Below are 26,997 nucleotides of genomic sequence, written 5' to 3' on the forward strand. Positions count from 1 at the left end.
GTTTCTTTAACAACGGCGAGGTGTTCAATCAGAGTCATCATTGAGCTATCTGAAGAGAAATAAGCGTGATTAGATCATGTCATTACTCTACTTTCAATAGGCGTTAAAAAAGTATGCTCGCGCCCTGGCTTATCCTGAAGATAAAGAGCAAACTGTACAGCGTCTTCACTGTCAGGTATATATTGCTTAAATGGGCCAAGATTTACCAAATTCATTATTTTTATCCTCGTACAATAGTGATCCATTGACCATTTTTAAGAAATTGAATAGGACTCCAATATAACGTCTCAGCGGAATAATCCCTATCTCTATTATAAAACCCAGTTAACACATTAGGGCCGTGATATTCCAACACACCACCAGCTCCTATTTGTACTTCAACACCAAGGCGGATGTTAGAAATGTAAAGACTATTGCATTCTTCTTTTGTATATACGCCCAAATTTCCAACAGAAGGGGGATTTGATGTATTATATTCCCTAGTCCAAGGAGTCCATGGTAAATCATTATATTGGCTACGAGTATATATCCGGCTGCTGTTATAAACAAAATAGCGTTGAATAATCCCCGCAGCTTTCAACACAATAAGAGAACCAGCAAGTTGCTCAGGATAATTAGCACCATTTTGGGCATGAACATTATAATCTTGATAATAAACCCCTGGTGTTTTGTAATTATCTAAATTCGCTTTATCACCTAAATAAATAGCTTGCCCATTAAATATGTCTTGAGAAGTAATATCGATATCTCTGGATAGAGCCTTACCATTTATCTTACGGATTCCTGTAATATATCGAGAGTCGGATTCCGTTTGTGTATAAACCCCAATATCTACGGCAGTCGGTTTATTCAGTGTATTATATTCCCTAGCCCAAGATGTCCATACTCCGATGTCATTTAAGGAGCGAGTATATATCCGGCTGCTGTTATAAACAAAATAGCGTTGAATGATCCCCGCAGCTTTCAACACAATAAGCGAACCGGCCAGAGGTTCAGGATAATTAGTACCAGATTCTGCTGAGGCGTTGGCATATTGAACATAAACACCTGGTGTTTTGTAATCATTCAAATTGATTTTTTCAGGGATAGTGACTGCTTGCCCATCAAAGATATCCTGAGACGTAATATTGATATCCCCAGACAACACCTTTCCATTCACTTTCCTGCTATTAGGCACCGCATTTTTCGCTAAATTTACTGTTTCCATCAAACCAAGGTTTTTCAAAATTCTCTAATACGTGATAATTTCTATAAGAATAGTCTCCTATTGGTATTAAACAGGATTAAACATGGCGAAGATTGGTTATGTCAGGGTGTCAACAAATGACCAAAACAGTGATTTACAGCGAAACGCTCTGATAAGTATAAATTGTGAGCGGATTTTTGAGGATAAAATCAGTGGAAAAACAGCCAACAGACCAGGTTTAAAACGAGCTTTAAAGCAACTTAAAAAAGGGGATACTTTAGTTGTTTGGAAACTTGATCGACTGGGACGTAGCGTAAAAAATATGGTTACTTTAATTTCTGATTTAAGTGAACGTGGTATTCATTTTCAAAGCCTGACTGACAGTATTGATACTAGTACCTCTATGGGGAGGTTTTTCTTTCACGTTATGAGTGCACTGGCTGAAATGGAACGGGAATTGATCGTTGAAAGAACAAATGCAGGATTAATAGCTGCTCGTGCTCAGGGAAGAATAGGTGGCAGACCTGTATCATTCTCATTTGCTGAACAGCAACAGGCCGCAAGATTGTTGGCTAAAGGCCATTCGCGGAAACAATTATCATTGATCTACAACACATCGTTATCCACGATATATAAATATTTTCCGGTAAATAAAACAGATTTTAGGTTCAGCTAACTAAACGTTTACTTAGACAACAGATTGCCATCAAGCATGGATTTACATATCTGAAAAAATTAATTTATCGACAATGAAAAAAACTTTCAGTACCTGGAAATCATCAGGTAAACTCGACCAATGAAGTTAATCTCATCAATTGCACAATCAAAGGTCACATCATTATCACATACCCTGATTTTACCGACCGGGATTTTTGTGATCTTTTTAATACTATGCATTCCTTCAATATCAATTAACCATAAACCATCCTGAACATCAGGTTCTTTTGTATCCAACAAATACCAAGTGTTATTGTTATCTACAATGAGAGGTTTTCTTATTTCTCTGGCAATAAGTTGAGTATCTAAAGTCACAGGGTTGTCAGCGTTCAACTTTCCACCAACTAATTTAACCCGCTGTATTGTCGGAGTGATAATGTTTTCTAAAGACTCCTTTTTCTTTTCTCCATCAGGGAACATGTCTCCTTGCCCTGTGCTTAGCCATAACAATGAAGCATTGGTTTCAAGGTTGCATTGAATAACCCAATCTGCTGGAAAGCTATCTCTTAAGTACCGGTTTGCCATTGTGCTTTTAGACACACCTAGATGGTCGCTTAGTGCTTGACGTGATTTAAACCCATATGCACTAACAAGGCGTTCGATAGCTTGTTTTCCTCCACTATCTGCACCCATTTTTATCTCAGTTACATTTTTTTTCATTTAAAGTACAGTTTAGTGAGTTTTTCTTCTCCACAACTCTCTCTAATTAAAGAGCTATAGTGATTCCAAATAAATTTACTAGATCCAACGAATGATATTGCATCATGGGCATCTAAATTTCAATCTATATACTTTGTGAAACTATACAATCTAAATAAATAGCAAAAATCTTCTAAGTAATAAAATAAGAAAAACTTATTAATTACAACGGATTGTGATAGGAAAGAAACCTTTTTAATCATTAATTATTTCAATAAAAACAATAATTAATATATTAACACTATCAAATATAGTTCTTAAAAAAGATAAAAAATCCCTTTAATTTTTTCTAATCAAGGTGTACTGTCCTTATATACAGTTATGTTATACGGGGGTAAGTTTGTCAGTGGACTTTCTTATGGAATCAGTAATAGCGCAACGTATTAATTTTATTGCCAGAATGGCAATAAGCTGTGAATGTAATCATATTGAAGATAAAGAGCTAGCTTTGACTTGGATTGCAGAATTATCGACGCCACTTACGAAACAACTTATTAATTGTCACGAAACACGTGAAGAATAAATGCGACAAATAAACAGTACGCATGTGGAGTTTTTGTATGATAAATAATCTAGAGTTTCTAAGTTGGTTATGATTGTATTGAAAAATTAGCCACTGAAAAGTGGCTTCTTGCTTTTCATTTGTACTATGGCTCTAACAATGTTGTTTCATTGTTTCCCCTCTTTTATTGGCACACCATGGTACTCTAATTTAACAATATTTCTTGTAATAGAGATTACCTAATGAAAATAATTGCACAGCAAAATGATACTGTTGATGCCTTGTGCTGGCGCCACTATGGCCGAACTCAGGGTATGACTGAACGTGTTTTAGAAGCTAATCCAGGATTGGTTGAATTGATATTTAAAAAATTTCCGGAATTGTCCGAATCTGAATATAGCGTAATCCTGCCACATGGCACTGAAGTTGAAATGCCTGAAATTATGCCAACTGCAACAAAACCTATTCTGCAACTCTGGGATTAAAGGTAACGAATGGGCGTGAATACAACCATGCCATTTATGGTAGTGTTAGTTTGATTGTTTTTTCAAAGGATTATCACTCTATTTTTACCAGCGTTGCCAGGAGTATGGCTTGATCTACTGGCCTTTTAAGAGCAAATAAAACCTATCCGCATTTTACAGGATATTCTGGAAAAAAATTGTAACTGTATTGTTTTCGACATTCGAGCAAGAATTATCTGTAATCAGCTTACCTTTAGTATCTTATATCCAGCATACGATTAGACAATACAACATTGGAATTCCTTAGATTACTGCATTAAGCGTTGATAGAAAAACCACCTACAGATTATTAAAAAGCCTTTCCCTTTAAGGAAAAGGCTTTTTAATTCATATTGTTATAGTCTTTACCTTCCAAGAAATTTGTCTGACCTTTCCTACAATTCGTCTTTAATGTCTACCGCTACCTTTAATGTCATTCTTCCAAACATAAACCCATAACTACCTACATGGCATTTTTCCGAATATGGATACACAACTAACAGAACTTCTACGCTTATTACGTAACCTGATCAGAACTGGTGTTGTTACCGAGGTAGATACTCAGCGAGGAATGTGTCGAATTGCGACAGGTAATCTCGAAACTGACTGGAGACCTTGGTTGACAATGCGAGCGGGTAATTCCCGTACTTGGTGGGCTCCCAGCCGTGGTGAGCAAGTTTTGCTATTATCTGTTGGCGGTGAATTGACCACATCCTTTGTATTACCGGCTGTTTATTCTAATCAATTTCCAGAGCCATCGACTCTCCCTACAGAAACTGACCATATTGATTTTCCTGATGGTGGATTACCGGCCATTTATTCTGATCAATCTCTGGCATCACCGCCTCGTTCTGAACAAGCTGTTCATATTGCTTTCCCCGATGGGGCTGTAATGGAGTATGAGCCGAAATTTGGTGCTTTAGTGGTAAAAGGTATTAAGACTGCCAGTGTGAAAGCTGCAAATTCCATAACACTTGAGGCAACGAATATAACACTAAAGGCATACAACAAAATTGGATTGGAGTCGTACAACGAAATTGGGATAAATGGATACAACAAAGTTGGATTGGAATCGTACAACAAAATTGGATTGAATTCAAAAAACGAGATTGGACTAGAAGCACTTAATAAAATTGGATTGGACTCAAAAAACGAGATTGGACTAAAAGCAGGAAAAGAAATGGGTCTGAAAGCGTCAAAAATTAAATTGGAAGGTGATGTTGAAAACACAGGCGGAAAACTCAGTTCTAATGGTGTGACCTTACATTCTCACCAACACTCCGGCGTCATGGCAGGCGGTGCGACAACAGGAGGTCCAGTATAATGATGTATCTTGGAATGAACCGGCAAACCGGTCGTAGCCTGACAGATTTGGAACATGTACGCCAGTCTGTCAGCGATATCTTACTAACCCCCGTAGGTAGCCGTTTAGAACGTCGCACTTATGGTTCTCTGCTACCCGAATTAATTGACTGGCCACAAAACGCGGCTCTACGTCTGCAAGTTATGGCTGCCAGTTATACAGCTATCAGCCGCTGGGAACCACGAATTAATCTGACAGCTATCACCATAAATACCCAACAAGACGGCAAAATGACAATAGATATATCCGGTCATTATCAGCTGTCTCCTGGGGTGTTTTCTCTATCCATCCCTGTGAGGTAAAACAATGCCGACTATTGACTTGGTAGATCTAAGCCAACTGCCACCACCTGATGTAGTAGAGCCACTGGATTATGAAAGACTATTGGCTGAGCGTAAAGCCAAATTAATATCTCTTTATCCTGAAGAACAACGAGATGCTATTACTCGAACACTAGAGCTGGAATCCGAACCTCTGGTTAAGTTGCTGGAAGAAAATGCTTACCGAGAATTGATATTGCGTCAGCGGGTAAATGAAGCGGCTCGTGCAGTGATGCTGGCCTATGCAACCAATGGCGATTTAGACCAATTAGGTGCGAACTATAACGTTACTCGGGCCGTTATGGAGCCTGATAGCACCTTCCGTAACCGTATCCAGAGAGCCTTTGAAGGGCTAAGTGTTGCAGGGCCGATAGGTGCATATGAATATCATGCCCTTAAAGTTAATGAAGGTATTAGTGTCAATAAAGGTGACGGAAAAGGTAAAGGTGAATATCAAACTGTTGCGGATGTTTCTGTCATCAGTCCATCACCGGCTAATGTAACCGTCACTATTTTGTCACAGAAATGGATATGGGAAAAAGATAAGGACGATAAGGAAGATGAAACACATAACGGTATACCTTCACAAGACTTACTGGATAAAGTGGTTATAGCACTTAATGACGAAGATGTCAGACCGGTTGCTGATCGGGTAAAAGTGCAACCAGCCAAAATAATGGAATATCAGATTGATGCTGTGCTCTATCTTGAGCGGACACCTGAGTCTGAGCCTATCCGTAAATTAGCTCAAGAAAATATGGATAAGTACGTGCTAGATCAACATAAGTTAGGGAAAGATATTCGGTTATCCGCCATCTATGCCGCACTGCATGTAACTGGGGTGAAACAGGTGGAATTGAAAGCTCCGACGAAGGATATAATTCTGTGTAAAGATCAAGCTCCTTACTGCACTGGTAAAAAATTAGAGCTGAGTAAAATTCAAACTTCTGATTGCTCTAAGCCAGATCCAATAGTGGGAGGTTATGATGAATGACCGCCTGTTACCAACAGGTTCTACCGTTTTGGAGTTGGCTGCTGCTAAAGCATGTTCGCAACTGCAAAATATAGAAGTACGACGACTCCGTAAACTCTGGAATCCTGACACTTGCCCTCCAGAGTTTTTACCCTATCTCGCATGGGCGTGGTCGGTTGATCGTTGGGATGAAAACTGGTCGGTGAGTACTAAGCGGGAAGTTATAAAAAACTCGATGTTTCTGCACAAACATAAAGGAACCATTGGTGCCGTCCGTCGCGTGGTAGAACCGTTAGGCTATCTCATTCAAATAAAGGAATGGTGGGAGAACAATGAAACACCAGGCACATTCCGATTGGCGATAGGGGTACAGGAAAACGGCATCACCGAAGAAACTTTTTTAGAGCTGGAACGGTTAATTTCTGATGCCAAGCCTGTTAGTCGTCATCTGATAGGTTTGTCAATCAATTTGGATGTTAAGGGCGAATTTTATTGCGCTGCGACAAGTTATAGTGGAGATGATCTCACTGTTTACCAATATATCCCTGACGTCATCACAACTAGCGACAATGCTCCTTTAGGGGCAGCAATTCATTTGATCGATACAGATACATTGAGGGTTTCACCATGAAATACTTTGCAATTTTAACCAAACTGGGAGCGGCTAAGCTGGCAAATGCTGCTGCTTTGGGAACAAAAGTCGATATTACTCACATGGCTGTTGGTGATGGAGGCGGTAAATTACCTGATCCTGACGTTAATCAGACACAGCTAGTTAATGAAAAGCGTCGGGCCGCAATTAATACATTGAGTGTCGACCCGGTAAACACCAACCAAATTATTGCCGAACAGATTATCCCTGAAGGTGAAGGGGGCTGGTGGATGCGTGAAATTGGTCTGTTTGACAGTGAAGGTAACTTGATTGCGGTGGCAAACTGCCCGGAAACTTATAAACCACAATTACAGGAAGGTTCGGGTAGAACACAAACTGTCAGAATGATCTTAATTATCAGTAATACTGATTCAGTAACACTGAAAATTGATCCCTCTATAGTTCTGGCAACTCGTGAATATGTAGATAGTTCAATTCTGAAACATGAAAAAAGCCGCAATCACCCAGATGCTACGTTGACAGAGAAAGGTTTTACAAAACTTAATAGTGCGACTAATAGTAATGATGAAACCACAGCGGCAACACCCAAAGCAGTAAAAGCAGCTTATGATAATGCTAATAGTAAATTGGCAAAAAACCAAAACGGAGCGGATATCCCTGACAAAAATGCTTTTGTGAAAAACCTTGGTTTGATGGAAAAGCTAATTCCGGTCGGTGTGCCACTTCCCTGGCCGACTGAAATACCACCGGAAGGATGGGTTCCGTGTAATGGGGCGGCCTTTGATAAGTCGAAATTTCCGGAGTTAGCCAAGGCTTATCCCAGTGGTAATTTGCCCGATTTGCGTGGTGAATTTATCCGTGGTTGGGATGCTGGGCGTGGAGTCGATCCATCTCGTCCATTATTGGTATGGCAGGAAGGTTCTTATTTACTACAGGAAATTGCTGGTCAGCCTGCTGATAATGTTGTTAATTTCTCGCTCAATGAGCGCATAAAGTTACAGTGGGATACTCCTCAACCACAACCTAACGGTATTCCACTAAGAGCCAGATCTGTAGGTTCAGCAACAACCTGGACTACCAATGCAGGTTACATCGGGGTATCAAGGCCACGTAACTTAGCATTTAACTATATTGTAAGGGCAGCATAATGAGTACATCTGTACTCGAAGAAATCCCGGTGGGAATACCTCTTCCTTGGCCGACTAACATACCACCAAATGGATGGGTAAAATGTAATGGAGCAATCTTTGATAAATCCTTATATCCAAAATTAGCAGAAGTTTATCCTAGTGGTAGATTACCTGATTTACGGGGTGAATTTATCCGTGGCTGGGATGATGGACGTGGGGTGGATGTTGGTCGATATCTACTTTCCAATCAATTGGCTGATATTGCTCCACATAATCATAGGCTTAGTCGAATGTGGTCTAACTCAAATGCTGGAGCTGATGGTTTGGGTACACCGAGCTGTATTCTCAATAGTGTCACCAAAGATGCTAACTACGGATTTGATGGCCGTGGATTGGGTATCGCTACCGGAATTGGAAATGGTGGTTCCGGTTATATGGACGATGCGATTCTTGCTTCAACAGGAACAGAAACACGTCCGCGAAACGTAGCATTTAATTACATTGTGAGGATTGCCTGATGAATAAGGCTGTACTGGATAAAAATAATATTGCCATCAGTACCGGAAGTATCGTTGTGTTTAATTACGATGCGATTACACTGGAATATCTAAACAGTACTGATGAACATCTTTCCGTTGGTATTGGTCTTCCTGCCAATTCCTGCACAGACGCACCACCTGATCCCCAAGAGGGGTATGTCATCTGCCGTTCATCTGATTTAACCAACTGGTTGATTGTACCAGATTATCGCGGAAAAATAGCTTACAACACCCAAACTGGGAAACAGCAGGAAATTATTGAACTAGGTGAATTACCAGAAATACTGACATTTAAACAACCCGCTACCGATTTTGATAAATGGGATGACGAAAAATGGGTAACAGATATCGAAGCCCAAAAAAACAGTCAGATTGAACAAGTAGAACTACAACGAGCCACTCTTCGCCAACACGCTAATGAAGCTATGACTTTATTACAATATGCTGTTGAGACTGAAATGGCCTCAGACGCAGAGAAAGCGTTATTACTTGCCTGGAAGAAGTATTTGGTATTACTGAGTCGTGTCGATACTTCAATAACCCCAGATATTGATTGGCCACAAGTACCAGAATGATAAAATTGTCAAGACCGGGCATTATTCTGTCTCCGGTCTTTTTTCAGTTATGATTGGCTATGTTGGCCAGTCCGATGTTTTTGAAGTATCAATTCAGTTAATATGATTTGGTATTTTCTTCATTCCAGTGAAGCCTGACGCATCAAATAAGCACTTATTGATTGTCCTAAAAACTAGGATAGAAAAAGGCCTGCGGTTTGTGAACTGCGGGCCTATATTATTTATACTGGTTGTGCGGGCCACCCAATATCTGGTGCTATGGTGGGATCAATGCGGTTTGCTTGTATTCGGTATTTTTTCCAGTCTTTGAGTTGTTCTATCTCTTCCAGAGTTGCTTCATCTAGATCAACGGCATCCTGTAAAGAGGCAATACTATTGCTGGCGAGGGATAGCAATTCTTCTTTACGTCTCTCTGCTTGAGCCATTAACTCGACCTTTGTGTACTTACGCGGAACAATAGCACCATTTATATATTGCCATTTGCCAGAAATATCACAAGAATCAGGTAGATTACTTACCTCAGCTACACTCATTCCATCTGGGTTAAAAGCTGATACATCTCCTGATATAGAACGGATTACATTATTAAAATCATACATTACTTTGATTGTGTCAGGATTAAAGCTTTTCTGGCATTCATACCAGTCTTGGTCGTCTTCTGACTTCAAATAAATGACATTAAAATCTTCAATGATTTTTCTGGCTTGTTTTGAGTCTGGTGTATATTGGGAAAAATTTTTAATGTTTTGCATATATTCATCACCCTACTAAATATTGGATATATTCATCCATATGCCGTTAACCTTTTTCTGTATTGGCCTCGATTTACGGTATCAACTAACTCATTTCTATTTCCATTTATTACAGCAGTAGTGGCATACCCACTTGTGTCTGTATCTCCATAATTTACCCGTACTTGTGCGTACTCTTTGGCACCAAAGCGAATGTCTTGAATATAACGCGTGTCTGATTCTGATTTTGTATAAGCGCCAATAATCGCAGCGGTTGGTCTATATCCTTCATGATAGACCTGATACCTCCTAACTCGAAGATTATCGTGTCTAAGGCTCATCCATTCATTAGTCGGTCCTCCAGAGAGGGCATGCTGCCATTTGAAATATTCGTTACCATTATCCCCCGTTTTAAACCACATATAGGAATCTGCATCACCATCTCCGGTGTTTTTAAAACCGATAGAGGCAAAGTCGGTGTTTCTGTTCCAACTCAGCATAGAGTCAGTAGTAATAGTTATGTCACCTGTTACATTGCCCCCGCTACGTTGCAACGCGTCTGCGGCTTTAGTAACGGTTTCCACTAAACCAGATTTTTCAAAACTCACTATTCTGTGAAATTTCCAAAAGAATAGTCTCTCATTGGTACTCAGCAGGGTTACATATGGAAAAGATTGGCTATATCCGAGTGTCAACAAATGACCAGAATGGTGATTTACAGAGAAATGTGTTGATATGTATAAATTACAATCTATTTTTGTAGGAAAAATCTGTGAAAAAACAATTGATAAACAGAGATAAAAATTCCTAACAGCAAGAAATATGCATTGATTTATAGAGGTTCCATTTCCTGCTTACCTATGAAGTGCTTAAGGTTAATTTATTAGAAAAAACAATAGATTAACTAACCTGATTTGTATCATCTGCCACACATTTCTAATCGAATGATTTAATAACTTGGATACCTCAACATAGCGGGACACCTTAATAGGAGAACCGCTAATATGGCACAAGATTATCATCATGGCGTCCGTGTACAGGAAATTAACGAAGGTACACGCACCATCACCACAATTAGCACCGCTATTGTTGGTATGGTCTGTACTGGCCCTAAAGCAGACGCAGACGCTTTTCCATTAAACACCCCGGTTTTGATTACTGATGTTTCGATGGCAATTGGCAAAGCGGGTGATGCCGGTACATTGCCTCAGGCACTTAAAGCTATCGCAGACCAAGCTAAACCCGTTACTGTTGTTGTCCGTGTAGAACAAGGTGAAACGGAAGGTGATACCACCACCAACATCATTGGTACTACAACTAGTGAAGGTAAGAAAACGGGCATGCAGGCACTGTTGGCAGCACAAGGCCAATTAGGTGTTAAGCCACGTATTCTGGGGGTTCCTGGGCTGGATACAAAAGCTGTTGCTGTTGAATTGGCGAGTATTGCGCAAAAACTAAGAGCAATGGCTTATATCAGTGCTTATGGTTGTAAGAATAAAGAAGAAGTTGCCGAATATCGTAAAAACTTCAGTCAGCGAGAAGTGATGCTGATTTGGCCTGATTTCTTAGGTTGGGACTCTGTTCTCAAAAAAGAATCTATCGCCTACGCTACTGCCCGAGCACTGGGCCTGCGGGCAAAAATTGATGAAGAAACGGGTTGGCATAAAACTCTGTCAAACATCGGTGTCAATGGTGTGACGGGTATTTCAGCAGACGTATTCTGGGATCTGCAAGATCCAGCAACTGATGCTGGTTATCTAAATGAAAAAGGCATCACGACACTTATCCGCAAAAACGGATTCCGTTTCTGGGGTTCTCGTACCTGCGCTGATGATCCATTGTTCCAGTTCGAAAGTTACACCCGCACTGCTCAGGTGCTGGCTGATACCATGGCGGAAGCACATATGTGGGCAATCGATAAGCCACTGACTGCTTCACTGGTACGAGACATTATCGAAGGTGTTAACGCCAAGTTCCGTGAATTGAGGTCCGGGGGGTACATCATTGATGGTAAATGCTGGTACGACGAAAATGCCAATGATAAAGACACTCTGAAAGCGGGTAAATTGACCCTCGATTACGACTACACACCTGTACCACCACTGGAAAATATGATGTTACGCCAGCGTATTACAGATCGTTACCTGATGGATTTCGCGAAAAGCATAAACGGCTAAGGGGACACAGATGGCATTACCTCGCAAACTTAAATACCTGAACTTGTTTAATGACGGCAATAGTTATCAGGGAATAGTGGAAGAACTTATTCTGCCTAAGCTGAGTCGTAAACTAGAAACCTATCGTGGCGGTGGTATGAACGGTAGCGTGACGGTGGACTTGGGCTTGGATGAAGGTGCATTGGATGTTGAATTTACTCTGGGAGGTATGGAAGCTCAGCATTATCGGCAGTGGGGAATAACTAAAGCCGACGGCGTAATGTTGCGTTTTGCGGGTTCCTACCAGCGCGATGATACCAATGATGTGATTGCTGTTGAAATCGTGATGCGTGGCCGCTTCCATGAGTTTGACCATGGCACTTATAAGCAAGGGGATAATACTCAGACCAAAATCAGCGCTAAAAACACCTATTTCAAACTGACATGGGATGGTGAAGTTCTGATCGAAGTGGATACCGTTAACATGGTTGAAATTGTTAATGGTGAAGATCGTCTGGCAGATCATCGCCGCGCTATGGGTCTTTAATCTAATCGGATAAACAAGGTTGAACCATGACAGAAACACTCATTACTCAAAACGACGAGCAGCGCACAATCGTATTAGAAGAACCACTTGCACGTGGTAATAGCAACATCACTGAAGTGGTGGTGCGCAAACCTAACAGTGGAGCGCTGCGTGGTGCTCGGCTACAGGCTTTGCTGGAGATGGATGTGGACTCAATGATGCTAGTTTTGCCACGTGTTACCACTCCCGCTCTCACTAAAAGCGACCTGTTGGCAATGACACCGGGCGATCTGATTAATTTCAGTGTTGAGGTGGTCAATTTTTTGTTACCGAAGTCGGCGAAGTCCGGTTTCCAGACCGACTAACCGTAGATGACTTGGTGGCAGATATTGCCACCGTTTTCCACTGGTCTCCGGCAGTGACAAGTGAAATGTCATTGACAGAATTACTGGACTGGCGACATCGGGCCATCTTACGAAGTGGTGCAGAAAATGAGTAATACACAGTCACAGCTTAAATGGGTAATACAGTCCGTTAATAAGCTGACCAGCGTTTTGAAATCCGCACAGCGAAATAATAAAAGGCTGGCGGATTCCATCCGGCAAAACCGTGGTGAACTCAAGCAGTTAAATCAGACTTGGGAAGCAATTAAACCTTATTCTGTTCCTGAATATGCGCAGGAAACTGCGCATGACAGTAGTAAAAAGGAAGAGAGCCGCTATAGCAAAACTAAAGATCTTCGTGATCGTATTAGCCAGCATGGTGCTAATGCAAAATCGGCAGGTGTTAAAATACTGACAACCAGCAAAAACTTTTTAATGCCAGGTTACGATCTTAATGCTCAAATGGCCAAAATTCGGGTACAAACTAATATTGAAAAAAATTCTCCTGAATATGCCATGTTGCTCAATCAAAGTCGGGAGTTGAGCAAAAGTACCGGAATTGATGCCAGCAAAATTGCGCAAGGGCAGAGTCTTTATGCCTCTGCCGGTTATTCCCCTGCTCAGATAAAGAATATGATGCCCGGTACAGTATCAATGTCACAGGCTAGTGGTGCAGATTTCGCCGCTACCATTGATATTGGCACTAATGTGCTGGAAGGGTTCAAATTACAATCCGAAGAGATGAGCCGTGTGAGTGATGTTTTAACGGCAACGTTTACTGGTTCAAAAACGACGTTGGCAGCATTGGGTGACACCATGAAATTTGTTGCGCCGACCGCTTCTTCTTTGGGGATTGATATTGAAACAGTTGCTGCTGCTACCAGAAAGCTGAGTGATGCTAATATCAAAGGAAGTGAAGCTGGAGAGATTCTGAATAGTGTGTTGGAATGGTTGGCTGAGCCACCTAAAGCCGCTACCGCTGCATTGGCGCAACTAAGTATCAAGACCCGGGATGCTAAAGGTAATTTACGGCAATTACCTGACATCCTCGCTGAATTGGATGATAAAACCCGGTCAATGAGCAGTAAACAACGTACAAGTTATTTCACAGCAATTGGTGGTGAAAAGTCCGTACCTGCTTTGGATGTGTTGGTAAATCAGGCTGGACAGGGAGGATTACAAGCTTTTATCGCTGCACTAAAAAATGTTCAAGGTGAATCCCAAAAAGTTGCATCAGTAATGACGAATAGCCTTACCGGTGATATTCAAAAGCTTAATGCCGCTTGGAGTGATCTGGGCGTTCAGACGTTTTCCGGCGTAGAGGGACCTTTAAGAGAGGTCACTCAGCAAGTGACAAATGTCGTTAATAAAGTAAGTGAATGGATGAAAGCCAACCCTCGTTTAGCTGCAATGCTTGCGACTATCACGATGGTCGTCGGAGGGATGTTAACTGTTTTTGGTGCATTAGCGCAGGCGATTGCTTCAATATTACTGCCATTAGCTGTAGCGAAATATAGTCTCACTCTCTTTGGCAGTACTGGTGTGAAAGCTTTTGGATTAGTTGGAAATGCTCTGAAAGTGTTGGGAAGTACCATGATGATAGTTGGTCGTCTGATGATGGCTAACCCAATCCTTGCTATTGTTGGTTTAATTTCTATGGCTGCTGTTTATATTTGGCAAAATTGGGAAACATTGGGGCCGAAATTTTCTCAGCTTTGGGAAAATATTAAAATCAGCTTGAGTGAGAAATGGGAATCAATTAAACAGAGTGCCTTACAAATCTGGGAGAATATTAAAACTAATATAAGTAATGCCTGGGAGTTAGTTAAACAGAATACATTGGATATCTGGGAGAATATTAAAATATCGATCTCGGATAAATGGAATGAAATTATTGCTGATGTAATGAACTTACCCAGTAAATTTAAAGAGGTTGGCACAGCGATAATTAACAGTTTGTTGGAGGGGATTAATGAAAAGTGGGAGGCATTGAAAAAGAAACTGACCTCATTGTCTGAGTATATCCCTGATTGGATGCGGCCAGGGGAAGATACTGCGAAAGGTACGGGTAATAACATGACTCCTAATGTCAGCTCGGTTCTGCCTAAACATGACAAAGGTGGAATTATCCCAGCTGGCGGATTTGGTATTGTTGGTGAATATGGACCGGAGATTGTAACAGGCCCTGTTAATGTTATTAGTCGGCGTCAGACTGCTAAACTTGCAGCCGCTGCTGCGTTTTCTTTAAGTGTGATGGCGCCTTCTGCGGCAGCTAGAACAGCACCGTTGCATATTCAGAGTTTACCTGTTCAGGCGTATCCACAAATTCAGGAGAAAACAGAGAAGCGCCAGATACAGTACCTTAGTGAATCCCCGGTCTATCATATAAATATCTATGGCGCTCCAGAGCAGTCTGCGCAGGATATCGCTGCAATGGTCAGGCGCGAACTGGATGATCGGGACCGTAAACAGCAAGCTCGTTTACGCAGTTCATTCTCTGACAGAGGAGAATTCTAATTATGATGGCAGCACTGGGTTTATTTGTTTTTATGTTGAAAACCACGCCATACCAGAGCCTGCAATATCAGCAGTCATGGAGACATGCTTTTAATAGCCGTATTGGGCTCCGGCCTGCCGGGCAATTTCTGGGGCCAGATAATGACACAATGATACTTTCAGGCTCGTTATATCCAGAAATTACCGGTGGTCGTTTATCATTGGTGGCTCTACAGGTTATGGCTGATAGCGGTAAAGCCTGGTCTTTTATAGATGGTAGTGGCACGGTTTACGGCATGTTTGTCATTGAGAGCATCGACCAGACAAAAACGGAACTTATGTCGAATGGTGCTGCTCGCAAAATTGATTTTACTTTGAAATTGCGGCGAGTTGATAGCTCTTTGGGTGAAATGTTCGGTGATCTTCAGAATCAGTTCTCCATGCTTACAGAAAGTTTGGTGGGTAGAGTCAAAGAAAGAGGTATTGGATGATGTCTGAATTTGACAGGGTTCCAGAAAAAGGCAGTGCACCGGGATTTCTTCTGGAAATTGATAATAAAGATATCAGCGGGCGCATTCAATCGCGCCTGATATCACTGACGATGACGGATAATCGCGGTTTTGAGGCCGATCAGCTTGATGTTGAACTGGATGATGCAGATGGAAGCTTGATGTTACCTTCTCGAGGTAATGTGATTTCATTGGCATTAGGGTGGCGTGATCAGCCACTTATAGATAAAGGGCGTTTTACTGTGGATGAAATTGAGCACAGTGGAACACCGGATAAATTAACTATCCGTGCCCGTAGTGCTGATTTTCGTGAATCTCTCAATATGAGACGTGAAGTATCTTATCATGAGAAAACAATAGGTGAGATTGTCCATACTATTGCCGCCAGAAATAAACTCACCGCCGATTTGCATAAGGATATAGAGAAGGTATTTATTAATCATATTGATCAGACAAATGAGTCTGATGGCAGCTTTCTTACCCGGTTGGCAAATCAGGAAGGGGCAATTGCTTCAGTAAAAAATGGCAAATTGATATTTATTCGGCAAGGGCTGAACAAAACAGCCAGCGGTCAAGCTATCCCTGCATTAGTGATCACTCGTCGGTTAGGGGACAGCCATAATTTTACTTTATCTGATCGTGAGGCTTATACCGGCGTGGTGGCAAATTGGTTAGATACCCGTAAACCGGAGAAAAAACACATTTTGTCAGTTCGAGGTACTGGTAACTCAAAATCATATCTGATTGGTAGTAAGGATAATGTATTGGAACTTTCCCGTGTTTATGCTGATGAAGCCAGCGCTAAGCGTGCGGCCAAAGCTACTTGGGAAAAAATACAACGTGGTACGGCGACATTTTCAATTCAATTGGCTCAAGGGCGTGCAGATCTTTACCCCGAAGTACCGATAAAAGTCATTGGTTTTAAACCTGAAATAGATGAAACGGAATGGACGCTAACAAAAGTTACTCACACGATGAATGGATCTAGCGGTGGTTTTACAACGGCACTGACTCTGGAATTAAAAATTGATGATCTCGATATGAAATAATCGTTCTTTAAATAAGATCTTGTTGCTATATTGTTCGCGAAATGAGATTTTATGTTTTAGTTAAGGGTAATAAATATGATCAAGTGTCCTCTTTGTGGTAAAGCTGCTCATGCACGCAGCAGCTTTGAGCATTCCAGTCAGACAAAAGAACGTTACAACCAGTGTCAAAATATCAATTGTGGTGCAACCTTCGTCAGCCATGAAACATTTGTTCGCTTTATTTCCAAGCCGGGTGAAGTGGTCAGTGTGAAACCGCATCCGAAAGAAAAGCCTAAAACTCAGTTGAATTTGGCTTGAAGAATCACAAATTAGCTGTAAATGTTTGCCACCGATGGGTGGCTTTTTATTGTGTCCCCCGATTCTCTATCTTGCTGCTAGAGATATTGCTAAATATCTTATGAATAGCGAATAAATTCACTTGCGTCCCCGGCCATATTTTGTCAGCTTTAATGTAATCAGAGTACTCACCAAAGCAGGACAATAATGATGAAAAATGTGGGTTTTATCGGCTGGCGCGGTATGGTCGGCTCAGTATTAATGCAACGTATGATTGAAGAGCGGGATTTTGATGTTATTCGCCCTGTATTCTTTACAACATCACAATACGGACAGCTGGCTCCTGATTTTACGGGTCAACAAGGTACATTACAGAATGCTTTCGATATCGAAGCCCTTGGTGTTTTGGATATTATTATTAGTTGTCAGGGGGGAGATTATACTAATGAGATTTATCCAAAGTTAAGAGCAACAGGTTGGCAGGGATATTGGATTGATGCAGCTTCAGCATTGCGTATGAATGATGATTCTATCATTATTCTTGATCCGGTTAACCATGCTCATATTCAGGAAGGTCTTAATAAAGGTATAAAGACTTTTGTGGGTGGTAATTGTACCGTTAGCCTGATGTTGATGTCTTTGGGCGGTTTGTTTGCTAATGATTTGATTGAATGGGCTTCTGTTGCGACTTATCAGGCAGCTTCTGGTGCTGGCGCTCGTCATATGCGTGAACTCTTGGTTCAGATGGGATCTCTGCATGCTCAAGTAACAAAAGAACTACAAGATCCGGCATCGGCTATTTTGGAGATTGAAAGAACAGTAACGGATTTTACCCGTAGTGGTGTTATGCCAACTGATCAATTTGGTGTGCCGTTGGCAGGTAGTTTGATTCCATGGATTGATAAGCAACTTGATAATGGTCAAAGCCGTGAAGAGTGGAAAGGGCAGGCAGAAACCAACAAGATCCTCAATACCGGTAGAAATCTTATTACCGTTGATGGTTTGTGTGTCCGTATTGGTGCTTTGCGTTGTCACAGTCAGGCATTTACTTTGAAATTGAAAAAAGATATTTCGATTCCTGACATTGAGCAATTACTGGCTGCGCATAATGACTGGGTTCGTGTTATTCCAAATGATCGCGAATTGAGCATGCGCGAATTAACCCCGGCAGCGGTAACAGGCACATTGAATACTCCTGTAGGGCGTTTACGTAAGTTGAATATGGGCCCAGAGTATTTATCTGCTTTTACTGTAGGTGACCAATTGCTGTGGGGAGCAGCAGAGCCTCTGCGTCGTATGTTACGTATCTTGATTTAATAATTTTAATCTATCTATTTATGTGAAAATCCACTCGTTATCCGGGTGGATTTCTCTATATAGCTCTGTTCATTGTTTCTTTGTTGGTTTATTTTTGCTATGTTATATAAGCTATGTTAATGATTTTTTGGTTTGAAAATAAAAAATCGGTTTTATAGGGGGAGATATGAAGCAAGATAACCTACTGAATTTAAAGGTAAGGGAATTAAGAGAGTTGGCGAAAACTTTATCTTTTCGCTATTTAACTCATAGTAAAATAAGAATGGATTTTAATTCAAAAATAAATCTTTTTGTAGAGGATATATTAGGTCAGGTTCGTATTCACTGTTTATCTTCAAATGGTGCAATTGAGATTATTCAGTTTGAAATAGATCACTTAAAAGAACAAGTTTTCTATTTGACAGCAAACAGAGTAAAGCAATATGCAATAATTGAAAGGGAAAAAGAGAAATCAAGTTATACTAATCTTATATTAAAACAGATCGGGTTTGTTGGTGGTGGTACTCAAATTCTTGCAGGTTATACAGTCTGTAAAGCTTCTTTAGGGTTAGCGTGTGCCTCATTCGGTGCGCCATTAATGGCTCATGGGTATAATAATGTTGTTGAAAATGGATATTATCTATTGTACAGAGAAAATATTAATGGTGGTGTCAGAGAAGGATACAGATATATTGCTAATAAAATCGGTTTAAGTGATAAAGATGCAGATATTGCTTATGCAACGGTTGATTTGGCTCTTTCAGGTTATGGCGCTTTTAGAGAAGTCTTGAAGCCAAGAGAAAAGTCATGGAAGTTATTCAGAAATATAGATAATGATTTTATCAGAGGGTGGAGAGAAATGGGAACTGTGAGCTTAACTACAGAAGGTATCGTTGATAGTTCTACAATTTTGAGTATTTATCAGTTACAAGAGGATAAATAATGAATTATATCGATGTTACAATTTCCACTCAATCTACTTGGCAGGATATTTTTCTGTACTATCTTTTATCATTAACGCTTTTATTTTTTCTTTTTTTTATGAAAATTACCATAGAGAAAAGAAGAAGTTATATTCTCTCTGTTCTTGGGTTTTTTATTATAGTAATATTGGGCTCAATTCAATTGTTTATTGTTAAATATGGTGGTTATCATGAAATTATATCAATGTTTATTAATTTAAATAGTGAGGTAATTAGGGTGGGTAGTGTGATTTTTTCTATTTTATATGCTTGCATGTTACCAAGAAAATATTGAAATTAGTTTTAGATTAGATGATTGTGAAATGAATTTGTTAATGGATAGGATAAGCTTATAATAACTATCTGATTACTGAAAAAACCATAATATGCTTGTTGAGTATTTGTTGATTAATATAGGAAAGAATATGGATTATATTGATGTTATAATTTCCACTAAGCCCACTTTGTGGGATATTTCTCTTTATTACATTATGTCTTTAGTTGTTTTTATCTCATTTTATTTTATAAAAAAGATTGTGGATAAAAAACGTAATTATATTTTGTCTGTTTTTGTTTCTATTTTAATAATTATATTTGGTTATATACAGCTATTTGTTGTTGGTCTTAATGAGCACCATGATTTTATATCGAAATTCATTAATTTAAATAGTGAAGAGATTAAAATAGGAAGTATGATATTCTCTGTTTTATATGCTTTGGTCCTACCGAGAAAAGTTCGTTAATGAAACAAGGCGTGAGGTTAAAACGCCTTGTTTTGCTCTTTTAATAAATCCTATCATCCCAAATACTATAACCGCCAGTACCTGCGATAAGGTGATTCCAGGTAATGTTTGTATATTTTAACGAAATACTTTCCTGTGGTGGAAGCTCATTATGATTCAACGAATGTGGATGTAAGACACTTATTTCAGTGATTGTGGCGCCAGTGATCTTTATATTGTAATAACGTTCTTGAGCACCATTTGAGTTAGTTCGGTAAAAATCAATAGAGCATTCAAGAGACTCATTCTCAGAAATAGCAACACCGAGTAATGGTGATGATTTGTCGATAGGTTTTTGGATAATAATGGGTTGATGGTCGACATTTTGAGCCCGTGTTATCGCATGGCTTAAGCTATAAACTAATATCTGATCAAAGTGGTTTGCTTGATATTTATTACCAATAGAATCAACAGAAGAACATCCAGCCGATATTAATCCCTGTTTTTTTCCCTTTATTGTCATGTAAATCATGTCAGCCATATTATACCCTCAGATTATATTTAAGTGATGTTTTATAGAAACATTAAGTAAATTACACTTTATTGGTTATAAATAACAGATAAAAAAAGCGCCCAATAGAGAATCAATATGGGCGCTTTTTGAATTTTTAATAATATCAGTTAGATATCAATATTGGCTGCTTTCAGCGCATTCTCTTCAATAAATGCCCGGCGAGGTTCAACGGCGTCACCCATCAGGGTTGTAAACAGTTGATCAGTGGCAATCGCATCTTTTACTGTCACGCGCATCATTCGGCGGGTTTCTGGGTTCATGGTGGTTTCCCATAACTGCTCAGGGTTCATTTCTCCCAGACCTTTATAGCGCTGTATAGACAGGCCGCGACGTGACTCTTTAGTCAGCCAGTTCAGAGCTTGCTCAAAGTCAGAAACCGGTTGGCGGCGTTCACCACGCTCAATATAGGCGTTTTCTTCGATCAAATTGCTGAGTTTATCACCTAATTGAGTGATACGATGGTACTCACCACCGTGGATAAAGTCGAAATCCAGTGGGTAATCAGTATCGACACCATGTGTACGGACACGCAGAACGGGTTCAAACATTTGGCGCTCACGATTTTCATGGAGTTGATAGCTATAACTGCTGCCGTTTTGTTCCCGGTCATTCAAGCGAGTTACCAGCGTTTCAATCCATTCCTGAACTTTTGTTTCATCAGCTAATGCTGCTTCAGTCAGCCTTGGATGATAAATGAGGTTGTGCAGTAAACTTGCTGGATATAGACGCTCCATACGTTTAATGATTTTCTTGATACCATTAAATTCTGTCACCAGTTTTTCCAACGGTTCCCCTTTCAAGGCTGGTGTGTGATCGCTGGTGTAAAGGGATGCGCCATCCAAAGCAATAGACAGTTGGTACTCGTCCATAGCTTCATCATCTTTAATGTACTGTTCCTGTTTGCCTTTTTTCACTTTATACAAAGGTGGTTGAGCAATAAATACATGACCACGTTCAATGATTTCTGGCATTTGACGATAGAAGAAAGTTAACAATAGAGTACGGATATGAGAACCGTCGACGTCTGCATCTGTCATTATAATGATACTGTGATAACGTAGCTTATCCGGGTTGTATTCGTCACGGCCAATACCACAACCCAATGCAGTGATCAGTGTTGCGACTTCCTGAGAAGAGAGCATTTTATCGAAACGCGCTTTTTCAACGTTTAGGATTTTACCTTTTAATGGCAAGATTGCCTGATTTTTGCGGTTACGCCCTTGTTTTGCAGAACCGCCCGCTGAGTCCCCTTCCACTAAGTAGAGTTCGGACAATGCCGGGTCACGTTCCTGACAATCAGCTAGTTTGCCTGGTAAGCCGGCCAGATCAAGAGCCCCTTTGCGGCGTGTCATTTCTCGTGCTTTACGGGCTGCTTCACGAGCACGAGCAGCATCAATAATTTTACTGACAACCGTTTTGGCATCATTTGGATTTTCCAGCAGGTATTCCACTAGCTTCTCATTCATCAGTGTTTCAACTGCGGTTTTCACTTCGGAAGAGACCAGTTTGTCTTTAGTCTGAGAAGAGAATTTTGGATCAGGTACTTTAACGGAAATGACGGCGACTAAACCTTCACGGGCATCATCACCCGTAGCGCTGACTTTAGATTTCTTGTTGTACCCCTCTTTATCCATGTAGCTATTAAGGGTACGAGTCATCGCAGTACGGAAACCAACTAAGTGAGTACCACCATCGCGCTGTGGAATATTATTGGTAAAGCAGTAAATATTTTCCTGGAAGCCATCGTTCCATTGCATTGAAATTTCAACACCGATGCCATCTTTTTCTGTCGAGAAATAGAAAACGTTTGGATGGATTGGCGTTTTGTTTTTATTTAAAAATTCAACAAACGCTTTAATTCCACCTTCATAATGGAAGTGATCTTCAGTATTCGTGCGCTTATCAATGAGGCGGATGGATACACCGGAATTCAGGAAGGAGAGTTCACGCAGGCGTTTAGCCAGAATGTCGTGCTGGAATTCAGTGTTGTCACGGAAAGTATCCATACTTGGCCAGAAGCGGACACGAGTACCGGTCTGTTCTGTTTCACCGACAACTTTCAGTGGGCTTTGTGGCACACCAAGGTGATAAGTCTGTTCATGAACTTTACCGTCACGGCGGATAATTAGTTCCAGCTTTTCAGATAAGGCGTTAACAACGGAAACTCCTACACCGTGCAGACCGCCGGAGACTTTATAAGAGTTATCATCGAATTTACCCCCCGCATGCAGCACGGTCATAATAACTTCGGCTGCTGAAACACCTTCTTCTTCGTGTATGCCGGTAGGAATACCGCGGCCATCATCCTGTACGGAGACTGAGTTATCAGCATGGATCGTGACGATAACTTCACTACAGTGGCCTGCGAGGGCTTCGTCGATAGCGTTGTCGACAACCTCGAAGACCATGTGGTGTAAGCCGGTACCATCGTCTGTATCGCCGATATACATGCCCGGACGTTTACGAACCGCATCCAGCCCTTTTAATACCTTGATACTTGAGGAGTCATATGTATTCGACATCAACGTTTCTCGCTCATTTTTAATCCTGTGGTTGAATCTTTATTTTGCCATTTTCCACGCGAAACATCCTGCTATTTCCATCAAGCATGTCTGTTACCTGGCCGGGATTTATCGCACTGACAAATACCTGAGCTTGCGTGGATTTTAGACGCTCGGCCAGCAACTGACGGCGGCCGGCATCCAGTTCGGAGGCAAAATCATCAAGCAGATACAGACATTGTTGTCCGCTCTGTCGGGTGAAATATTCACCCTGTGCTAACCGCAGTGCGCACATCAATAATTTTAATTGACCGCGGGATAGCATATCTTCTACTGGCGTTCCTTCCGCACGGATGCGCAAATCAGCCTTATGCGGGCCGGAAGCCGTGTAGGTTAATGTTCTGTCACGCTCAAATTGGCGTTCCAGTAATTCAGCATAATCACTCTCTTTGTCCCATCCCTGCTGGAAAGAGAAGCGCAATATAAATTCGGGTAAAAACTGTTTACAGGTATCAATAATACCTTGAGTGATGTGTGTAACATACTCAGTACGCCACTGGTTTATCTGGTTTGCCAGTGGTGCCAATTCCTGATCCCAAGGCCGTATCTGGCTGTAATGGGTGACTTGTCGTAGAGCTGCATTGCGTTGTTTAAGTAATCGTTTCAGGTTTACCCATGCAGAAAAAAAGCGTGGTTCATTGTGAAAACAACCCCAGTCAATAAAGGCTCTACGGTACTTTGGTCCGCCATTTAACAGGGTAAATCCTTCCGGGGTAATAAGCTGCATAGGTAGCATTTTGGCTAGTTCTGCAATTTTACCGCCATCACTGCCGTCAATTCTGACTTTGCTATCGCCATTACGGTTTTTACTCAGGCCGATAGACAATTCTCGTTCATTCTCTGGTTGTCCTAGTCGTCCATGTAGAATAAATTCATCACAGTCATGGCGGATTACTCGCCCTGCCTGAATGCTACGAAAAGAGCGTCCATGACCCAGCGTATAAATCGCTTCCAGTACACTGGTTTTGCCGCTGCCATTAGGCCCAACCAGAAAATTAAATCCGGGGGCTAGAGGCAAATCTGTATCTGCGATATTACGAAAATCGCGGATAAGTAAACGCGTAAGAGTCATATACCTGAAATGTAGATCCTGTTACAGGCGCATAGGCATCACGACATAAGCCGCATTGTGACTGGCACAGTCTTCTATCTGAACACTGGAAATAGCATCGGTCAGCAGTAAACGAACCTCTTCACATCTTAATGTGTTGAGTACATCCAGAACATAACTGACGTTAAAACCTATTTCCATTTCAGTACCCTGATAACTAACATCTACAATTTCTTCAGCTTCTTCTTGTTCAGGGTTATTTGCTGTGATTTTCAGTTGGTTTTTACTGAAATAGAGGCGAACCCCCCGGAATTTCTCATTAGAAAGAATGGCAGCGCGTGAAAAAGCTTGTTTCAACATATCACAACTCGCTTCCAGGGTTTTATCTGGGTTCTTCGGTAATACGCGGCGATAATCAGGGAAACGCCCATCCACCAGTTTAGAGGTGAAAATAAAATCACCAACATGAGCACGAATATTGTTACTGCCGATTTGTAACTGTAGCGGAGTATCGCCGCCATCCAGTAGTCTCATCAGCTCAATAACGCCTTTGCGTGGCACGATTACCGAATGGGAGGGCAGATTTTGACCGATTCCCATAGAACAGACTGCCAGACGGTGACCATCCGTTGCCACTGTACGCAATTCTTCACCCTCGGTTTCAAACAACATACCGTTGAGGTAATAGCGGACATCCTGATGAGCCATAGAGAACTGCGTTGATTCAATAAGACGTTTCAGTGTGGCTTGTGGCAGTGAGAATTCAACTTCACTTTGCCAGTCATCAAGATTTGGAAAATCAGCCGCAGGCAATGTGGAAAGTGAGAAACGGCTGCGACCAGAACGCACTAATAGACGATCACCATCCAGTTCCACACTGATTTCGGCACCATCCGGCAAACCGCGCCAGATATCAAAGAACTTACGTGCCGGTACAGTGGTTGCACCTTCTTCGTGTGGTAATGAAAGCGTGACACGTGCCATCATTTCCATTTCTAAATCTGTACCGGTTAACAATAGAGAACTTTCTGTTACCTGTAGTAATAAATTACCAAGAATGGGCAGAGTAGGGCGCCCACCCAAGGGGCTACTGACCTGTTGCAGTGGTTTTAGTAATTGCTCACGTTCAATGATAAATTTCATAGCGCTAGGAAGACAATGTTCTGATTAAGTTAGAAAAATCCTCTTTGATGTCGTGACTTTCTTCGCGCAGTTGTTCTATTTTACGACAAGCATGCAGCACAGTTGTATGGTCACGTCCACCAAAGGCATCCCCGATTTCAGGCAAGCTGTGATTGGTTAACTCTTTTGCCAGCGCCATTGCCATTTGCCTTGGACGGGCAACGGAGCGAGAACGCCGTTTGGAAAGTAAATCGGCTACCTTGATCTTATAATATTCAGCGACTGTTTTCTGAATATTATCAATAGTCACCAGTTTTTCCTGTAGTGCTAACAAGTCACGTAATGCTTCACGTACAAAATCAATAGTAATCGCTCGACCGGTAAAATTGGCATTGGCTATTACCCGGTTTAATGCACCTTCGAGTTCACGGACATTAGAACGCAGGCGTTTGGCGATAAAGAAAGCAACTTCTCCTGGTAACTGAATTTCGTTTTCGTCGGCTTTTTTCATCAAAATAGCGACACGAGTTTCCAATTCCGGTGGTTCAATTGCGACGGTTAAACCCCAGCCAAAACGGGATTTTAACCGATCTTCTACTCCATTTATCTCTTTTGGATAGCGATCTGATGTCAGAATAATCTGTTGATTACCTTCTAGTAATGCATTGAATGTATGAAAGAACTCTTCCTGAGAACGTTCTTTATTGGCAAAAAACTGAATATCATCGATCAGCAATGCATCGACAGAGCGGTAATAGCGTTTGAAGTCTTCTATTGCATTGTTTTGTAATGCTTTGACCATATCTTGGACAAAACGTTCAGAATGCATATAAACCACTTTGGCATTTGCCTTACGTGCCATAATACTGTTACCTACAGCATGTAACAGGTGGGTTTTACCCAAGCCAGTACCACCATAAAGAAACAGTGGGTTATAAGCGCCACCGGGGTTATCTGCTACCTGTCTTGCGGCAGCGCGGGCAAGCTGGTTGGATTTACCTTCAACAAAGTTATCAAAAGTATGTTTTGGATTAACGTTAGAGCGATAAGATAGCTCTGGTTGTACCGCAGTATTATCCCAACTGGGACGTACTGATGTGTTCTGTGGTGCAGGTGTAACTGGTGCATGAGCAACAACCCTTTGTGGTGGGTTGTCGTTTTGTGAAACAGGTTTATTGCCAACTTCGAAACGTAATAACGGTACTTCTGCTCCACAGAAGTCATTCAACAATCCATTAATATTGTTGATATACTTTTCTCTGACCCAGTCCAAAACAAACCGGTTAGGAGCATAAAGTGCCAGAGTGTTACCGCTTAGCTCTGCCTGAAGGGGGCGTATCCACATACTGAATTCTGTGGCAGGTAATTCATCCTGCAATCGGGCAAGACATTGCTGCCAAAGCGAAAGTGACACGGCGGACTCCCCTAAAACAAGGCCAATTAACAATTAAAAAAATCGGAGT

At 41.2% G+C, this 26,997-nt stretch carries 31 protein-coding genes; 22 read left to right on the plus strand and 9 right to left on the minus strand.

Annotation, left to right across the window (positions count from 1 at the left end; genetic code table 11):
* Nucleotides 1-220 precede the first annotated feature (220 nt).
* Complete coding sequence (locus AM629_RS10135; RefSeq protein ID WP_152911995.1) at nucleotides 221-1,225, minus strand: pyocin knob domain-containing protein; 1,005 nt, start codon at nucleotides 1,223-1,225, stop codon at nucleotides 221-223.
* Between the two features lie 64 nt (nucleotides 1,226-1,289).
* Between AM629_RS10135 and AM629_RS10140 the strand changes: the two genes are divergently transcribed.
* The gene (locus AM629_RS10140) at nucleotides 1,290-1,862 is read left to right on the plus strand and encodes a recombinase family protein (RefSeq protein WP_054478580.1); all 573 of its coding nucleotides are present in this window, start codon (nucleotides 1,290-1,292) and stop codon (nucleotides 1,860-1,862) included.
* 86 nt (nucleotides 1,863-1,948) lie between these two features.
* Here the strand turns inward: AM629_RS10140 and AM629_RS10145 are convergent, their stop codons facing one another.
* Nucleotides 1,949-2,563 (minus strand): phage repressor protein CI, encoded by a 615-nt coding sequence (locus AM629_RS10145; protein WP_054478582.1) that lies wholly within the window; start codon nucleotides 2,561-2,563, stop codon nucleotides 1,949-1,951.
* Nucleotides 2,564-2,960: 397 nt separating this feature from the next.
* On the opposite strand from AM629_RS10145, the gene AM629_RS24210 reads away from it, so the two are divergent.
* The 9 genes from AM629_RS24210 (at nucleotide 2,961) to AM629_RS10185 (ending at nucleotide 9,120) form a co-directional block, all read left to right on the plus strand.
* Complete coding sequence (locus AM629_RS24210) at nucleotides 2,961-3,125, plus strand: hypothetical protein (RefSeq protein ID WP_166304310.1); 165 nt, start codon at nucleotides 2,961-2,963, stop codon at nucleotides 3,123-3,125.
* Between the two features lie 221 nt (nucleotides 3,126-3,346).
* Nucleotides 3,347-3,589, plus strand: coding sequence for a tail protein X (locus AM629_RS10150; protein WP_036769919.1), 243 nt, complete (start codon nucleotides 3,347-3,349; stop codon nucleotides 3,587-3,589).
* Between the two features lie 502 nt (nucleotides 3,590-4,091).
* On the plus strand, nucleotides 4,092-4,931 hold the full coding sequence (locus tag AM629_RS10155; protein ID WP_054478583.1) for a phage baseplate assembly protein V: 840 nt from the start codon (nucleotides 4,092-4,094) through the stop codon (nucleotides 4,929-4,931).
* Entirely contained in the window at nucleotides 4,931-5,272 is a 342-nt protein-coding gene (locus tag AM629_RS10160) for a GPW/gp25 family protein (RefSeq protein ID WP_036769912.1), read from the plus strand. The genes AM629_RS10155 and AM629_RS10160 overlap by 1 nt, the downstream gene beginning before the upstream one ends.
* Nucleotides 5,273-5,285: 13 nt before the next feature.
* Nucleotides 5,286-6,284: a baseplate J/gp47 family protein gene (locus AM629_RS10165; protein ID WP_188093417.1), complete on the plus strand. Its 999-nt coding sequence runs from the start codon at nucleotides 5,286-5,288 to the stop codon at nucleotides 6,282-6,284.
* Nucleotides 6,277-6,894, plus strand: coding sequence for a phage tail protein I (locus AM629_RS10170; protein WP_054478588.1), 618 nt, complete (start codon nucleotides 6,277-6,279; stop codon nucleotides 6,892-6,894). Before AM629_RS10165 ends, AM629_RS10170 begins: the two co-directional genes overlap by 8 nt.
* Nucleotides 6,891-8,024: a phage tail protein gene (locus AM629_RS10175; protein WP_054478590.1), complete on the plus strand. Its 1,134-nt coding sequence runs from the start codon at nucleotides 6,891-6,893 to the stop codon at nucleotides 8,022-8,024. The genes AM629_RS10170 and AM629_RS10175 overlap by 4 nt, the downstream gene beginning before the upstream one ends.
* Entirely contained in the window at nucleotides 8,024-8,524 is a 501-nt protein-coding gene (locus AM629_RS10180; RefSeq protein WP_054478592.1) for a phage tail protein, read from the plus strand. Before AM629_RS10175 ends, AM629_RS10180 begins: the two co-directional genes overlap by 1 nt.
* Nucleotides 8,524-9,120, plus strand: coding sequence for a tail fiber assembly protein (locus AM629_RS10185; RefSeq protein WP_054478594.1), 597 nt, complete (start codon nucleotides 8,524-8,526; stop codon nucleotides 9,118-9,120). Before AM629_RS10180 ends, AM629_RS10185 begins: the two co-directional genes overlap by 1 nt.
* 221 nt (nucleotides 9,121-9,341) lie before the next feature.
* Here AM629_RS10185 and AM629_RS10190 read toward each other — a convergent pair whose 3' ends face one another.
* Complete coding sequence (locus tag AM629_RS10190) at nucleotides 9,342-9,872, minus strand: tail fiber assembly protein (protein ID WP_054478596.1); 531 nt, start codon at nucleotides 9,870-9,872, stop codon at nucleotides 9,342-9,344.
* A 32-nt stretch (nucleotides 9,873-9,904) separates the two neighbouring features.
* Nucleotides 9,905-10,459: a hypothetical protein gene (locus AM629_RS24590; protein WP_054478598.1), complete on the minus strand. Its 555-nt coding sequence runs from the start codon at nucleotides 10,457-10,459 to the stop codon at nucleotides 9,905-9,907.
* 396 nt (nucleotides 10,460-10,855) lie between these two features.
* Between AM629_RS24590 and AM629_RS10200 the strand changes: the two genes are divergently transcribed.
* The 12 genes from AM629_RS10200 to AM629_RS10250 all read left to right on the plus strand — a co-directional run bounded on the left by AM629_RS10200 (nucleotide 10,856) and on the right by AM629_RS10250 (nucleotide 20,247).
* Nucleotides 10,856-12,028 carry a phage tail sheath protein gene (locus tag AM629_RS10200; RefSeq protein WP_054478600.1) on the plus strand — a complete coding sequence of 391 codons (1,173 nt, stop codon included), beginning with the start codon at nucleotides 10,856-10,858 and terminating at the stop codon, nucleotides 12,026-12,028.
* A 10-nt stretch (nucleotides 12,029-12,038) separates the two neighbouring features.
* Nucleotides 12,039-12,554, plus strand: coding sequence for a phage major tail tube protein (locus AM629_RS10205; protein ID WP_054478602.1), 516 nt, complete (start codon nucleotides 12,039-12,041; stop codon nucleotides 12,552-12,554).
* Nucleotides 12,555-12,580: 26 nt separating this feature from the next.
* Nucleotides 12,581-12,898 carry a phage tail assembly protein gene (locus AM629_RS10210; protein ID WP_054478604.1) on the plus strand — a complete coding sequence of 106 codons (318 nt, stop codon included), beginning with the start codon at nucleotides 12,581-12,583 and terminating at the stop codon, nucleotides 12,896-12,898.
* Nucleotides 12,899-12,912: 14 nt separating this feature from the next.
* On the plus strand, nucleotides 12,913-13,032 hold the full coding sequence (locus AM629_RS22165; RefSeq protein WP_200905763.1) for a GpE family phage tail protein: 120 nt from the start codon (nucleotides 12,913-12,915) through the stop codon (nucleotides 13,030-13,032).
* Entirely contained in the window at nucleotides 13,025-15,433 is a 2,409-nt protein-coding gene (locus AM629_RS10215; RefSeq protein WP_072161865.1) for a phage tail tape measure protein, read from the plus strand. Before AM629_RS22165 ends, AM629_RS10215 begins: the two co-directional genes overlap by 8 nt.
* A gap of 2 nt (nucleotides 15,434-15,435) precedes the next feature.
* A complete protein-coding gene (locus AM629_RS10220) occupies nucleotides 15,436-15,903 on the plus strand; it encodes a phage tail protein (protein WP_054478608.1) in 468 nt (155 codons plus the stop codon).
* The gene (locus AM629_RS10225; protein WP_054478610.1) at nucleotides 15,903-16,970 is read left to right on the plus strand and encodes a phage late control D family protein; all 1,068 of its coding nucleotides are present in this window, start codon (nucleotides 15,903-15,905) and stop codon (nucleotides 16,968-16,970) included. The genes AM629_RS10220 and AM629_RS10225 overlap by 1 nt, the downstream gene beginning before the upstream one ends.
* Before the next feature lie 75 nt (nucleotides 16,971-17,045).
* Complete coding sequence (locus AM629_RS10230; RefSeq protein WP_054478612.1) at nucleotides 17,046-17,267, plus strand: ogr/Delta-like zinc finger family protein; 222 nt, start codon at nucleotides 17,046-17,048, stop codon at nucleotides 17,265-17,267.
* Between the two features lie 189 nt (nucleotides 17,268-17,456).
* Entirely contained in the window at nucleotides 17,457-18,563 is a 1,107-nt protein-coding gene (asd, locus tag AM629_RS10235; protein WP_054478614.1) for an aspartate-semialdehyde dehydrogenase, read from the plus strand.
* A gap of 166 nt (nucleotides 18,564-18,729) precedes the next feature.
* On the plus strand, nucleotides 18,730-19,485 hold the full coding sequence (locus tag AM629_RS22170) for a DUF4225 domain-containing protein (RefSeq protein WP_072161866.1): 756 nt from the start codon (nucleotides 18,730-18,732) through the stop codon (nucleotides 19,483-19,485).
* Nucleotides 19,485-19,799, plus strand: a complete 315-nt coding sequence (locus tag AM629_RS10245) for a hypothetical protein (protein ID WP_054478616.1) — start codon at nucleotides 19,485-19,487, stop codon at nucleotides 19,797-19,799. The genes AM629_RS22170 and AM629_RS10245 overlap by 1 nt, the downstream gene beginning before the upstream one ends.
* Nucleotides 19,800-19,929: 130 nt before the next feature.
* The gene (locus tag AM629_RS10250; protein ID WP_054478618.1) at nucleotides 19,930-20,247 is read left to right on the plus strand and encodes a hypothetical protein; all 318 of its coding nucleotides are present in this window, start codon (nucleotides 19,930-19,932) and stop codon (nucleotides 20,245-20,247) included.
* A 40-nt stretch (nucleotides 20,248-20,287) separates the two neighbouring features.
* Here AM629_RS10250 and AM629_RS10255 read toward each other — a convergent pair whose 3' ends face one another.
* From AM629_RS10255 to dnaA, 5 genes are all read right to left on the minus strand, one after another.
* Nucleotides 20,288-20,767 carry an Hcp family type VI secretion system effector gene (locus tag AM629_RS10255; RefSeq protein ID WP_054478620.1) on the minus strand — a complete coding sequence of 160 codons (480 nt, stop codon included), beginning with the start codon at nucleotides 20,765-20,767 and terminating at the stop codon, nucleotides 20,288-20,290.
* Between the two features lie 140 nt (nucleotides 20,768-20,907).
* On the minus strand, nucleotides 20,908-23,322 hold the full coding sequence (gene gyrB, locus AM629_RS10260) for a DNA topoisomerase (ATP-hydrolyzing) subunit B (protein ID WP_054478622.1): 2,415 nt from the start codon (nucleotides 23,320-23,322) through the stop codon (nucleotides 20,908-20,910).
* Between the two features lie 19 nt (nucleotides 23,323-23,341).
* Nucleotides 23,342-24,433, minus strand: coding sequence for a DNA replication/repair protein RecF (gene recF, locus AM629_RS10265; protein WP_054478624.1), 1,092 nt, complete (start codon nucleotides 24,431-24,433; stop codon nucleotides 23,342-23,344).
* Between the two features lie 21 nt (nucleotides 24,434-24,454).
* Nucleotides 24,455-25,555, minus strand: coding sequence for a DNA polymerase III subunit beta (gene dnaN / locus AM629_RS10270; protein ID WP_012776197.1), 1,101 nt, complete (start codon nucleotides 25,553-25,555; stop codon nucleotides 24,455-24,457).
* 4 nt (nucleotides 25,556-25,559) lie between these two features.
* A complete protein-coding gene (gene dnaA / locus AM629_RS10275) occupies nucleotides 25,560-26,948 on the minus strand; it encodes a chromosomal replication initiator protein DnaA (RefSeq protein ID WP_054478626.1) in 1,389 nt (462 codons plus the stop codon).
* Nucleotides 26,949-26,997: the final 49 nt, after the last annotated feature.

Origin of the sequence: Photorhabdus heterorhabditis, assembly GCF_001280945.1 — a bacterium.
GTDB classification, from domain to species: Bacteria; Pseudomonadota; Gammaproteobacteria; order Enterobacterales; family Enterobacteriaceae; genus Photorhabdus; species Photorhabdus heterorhabditis.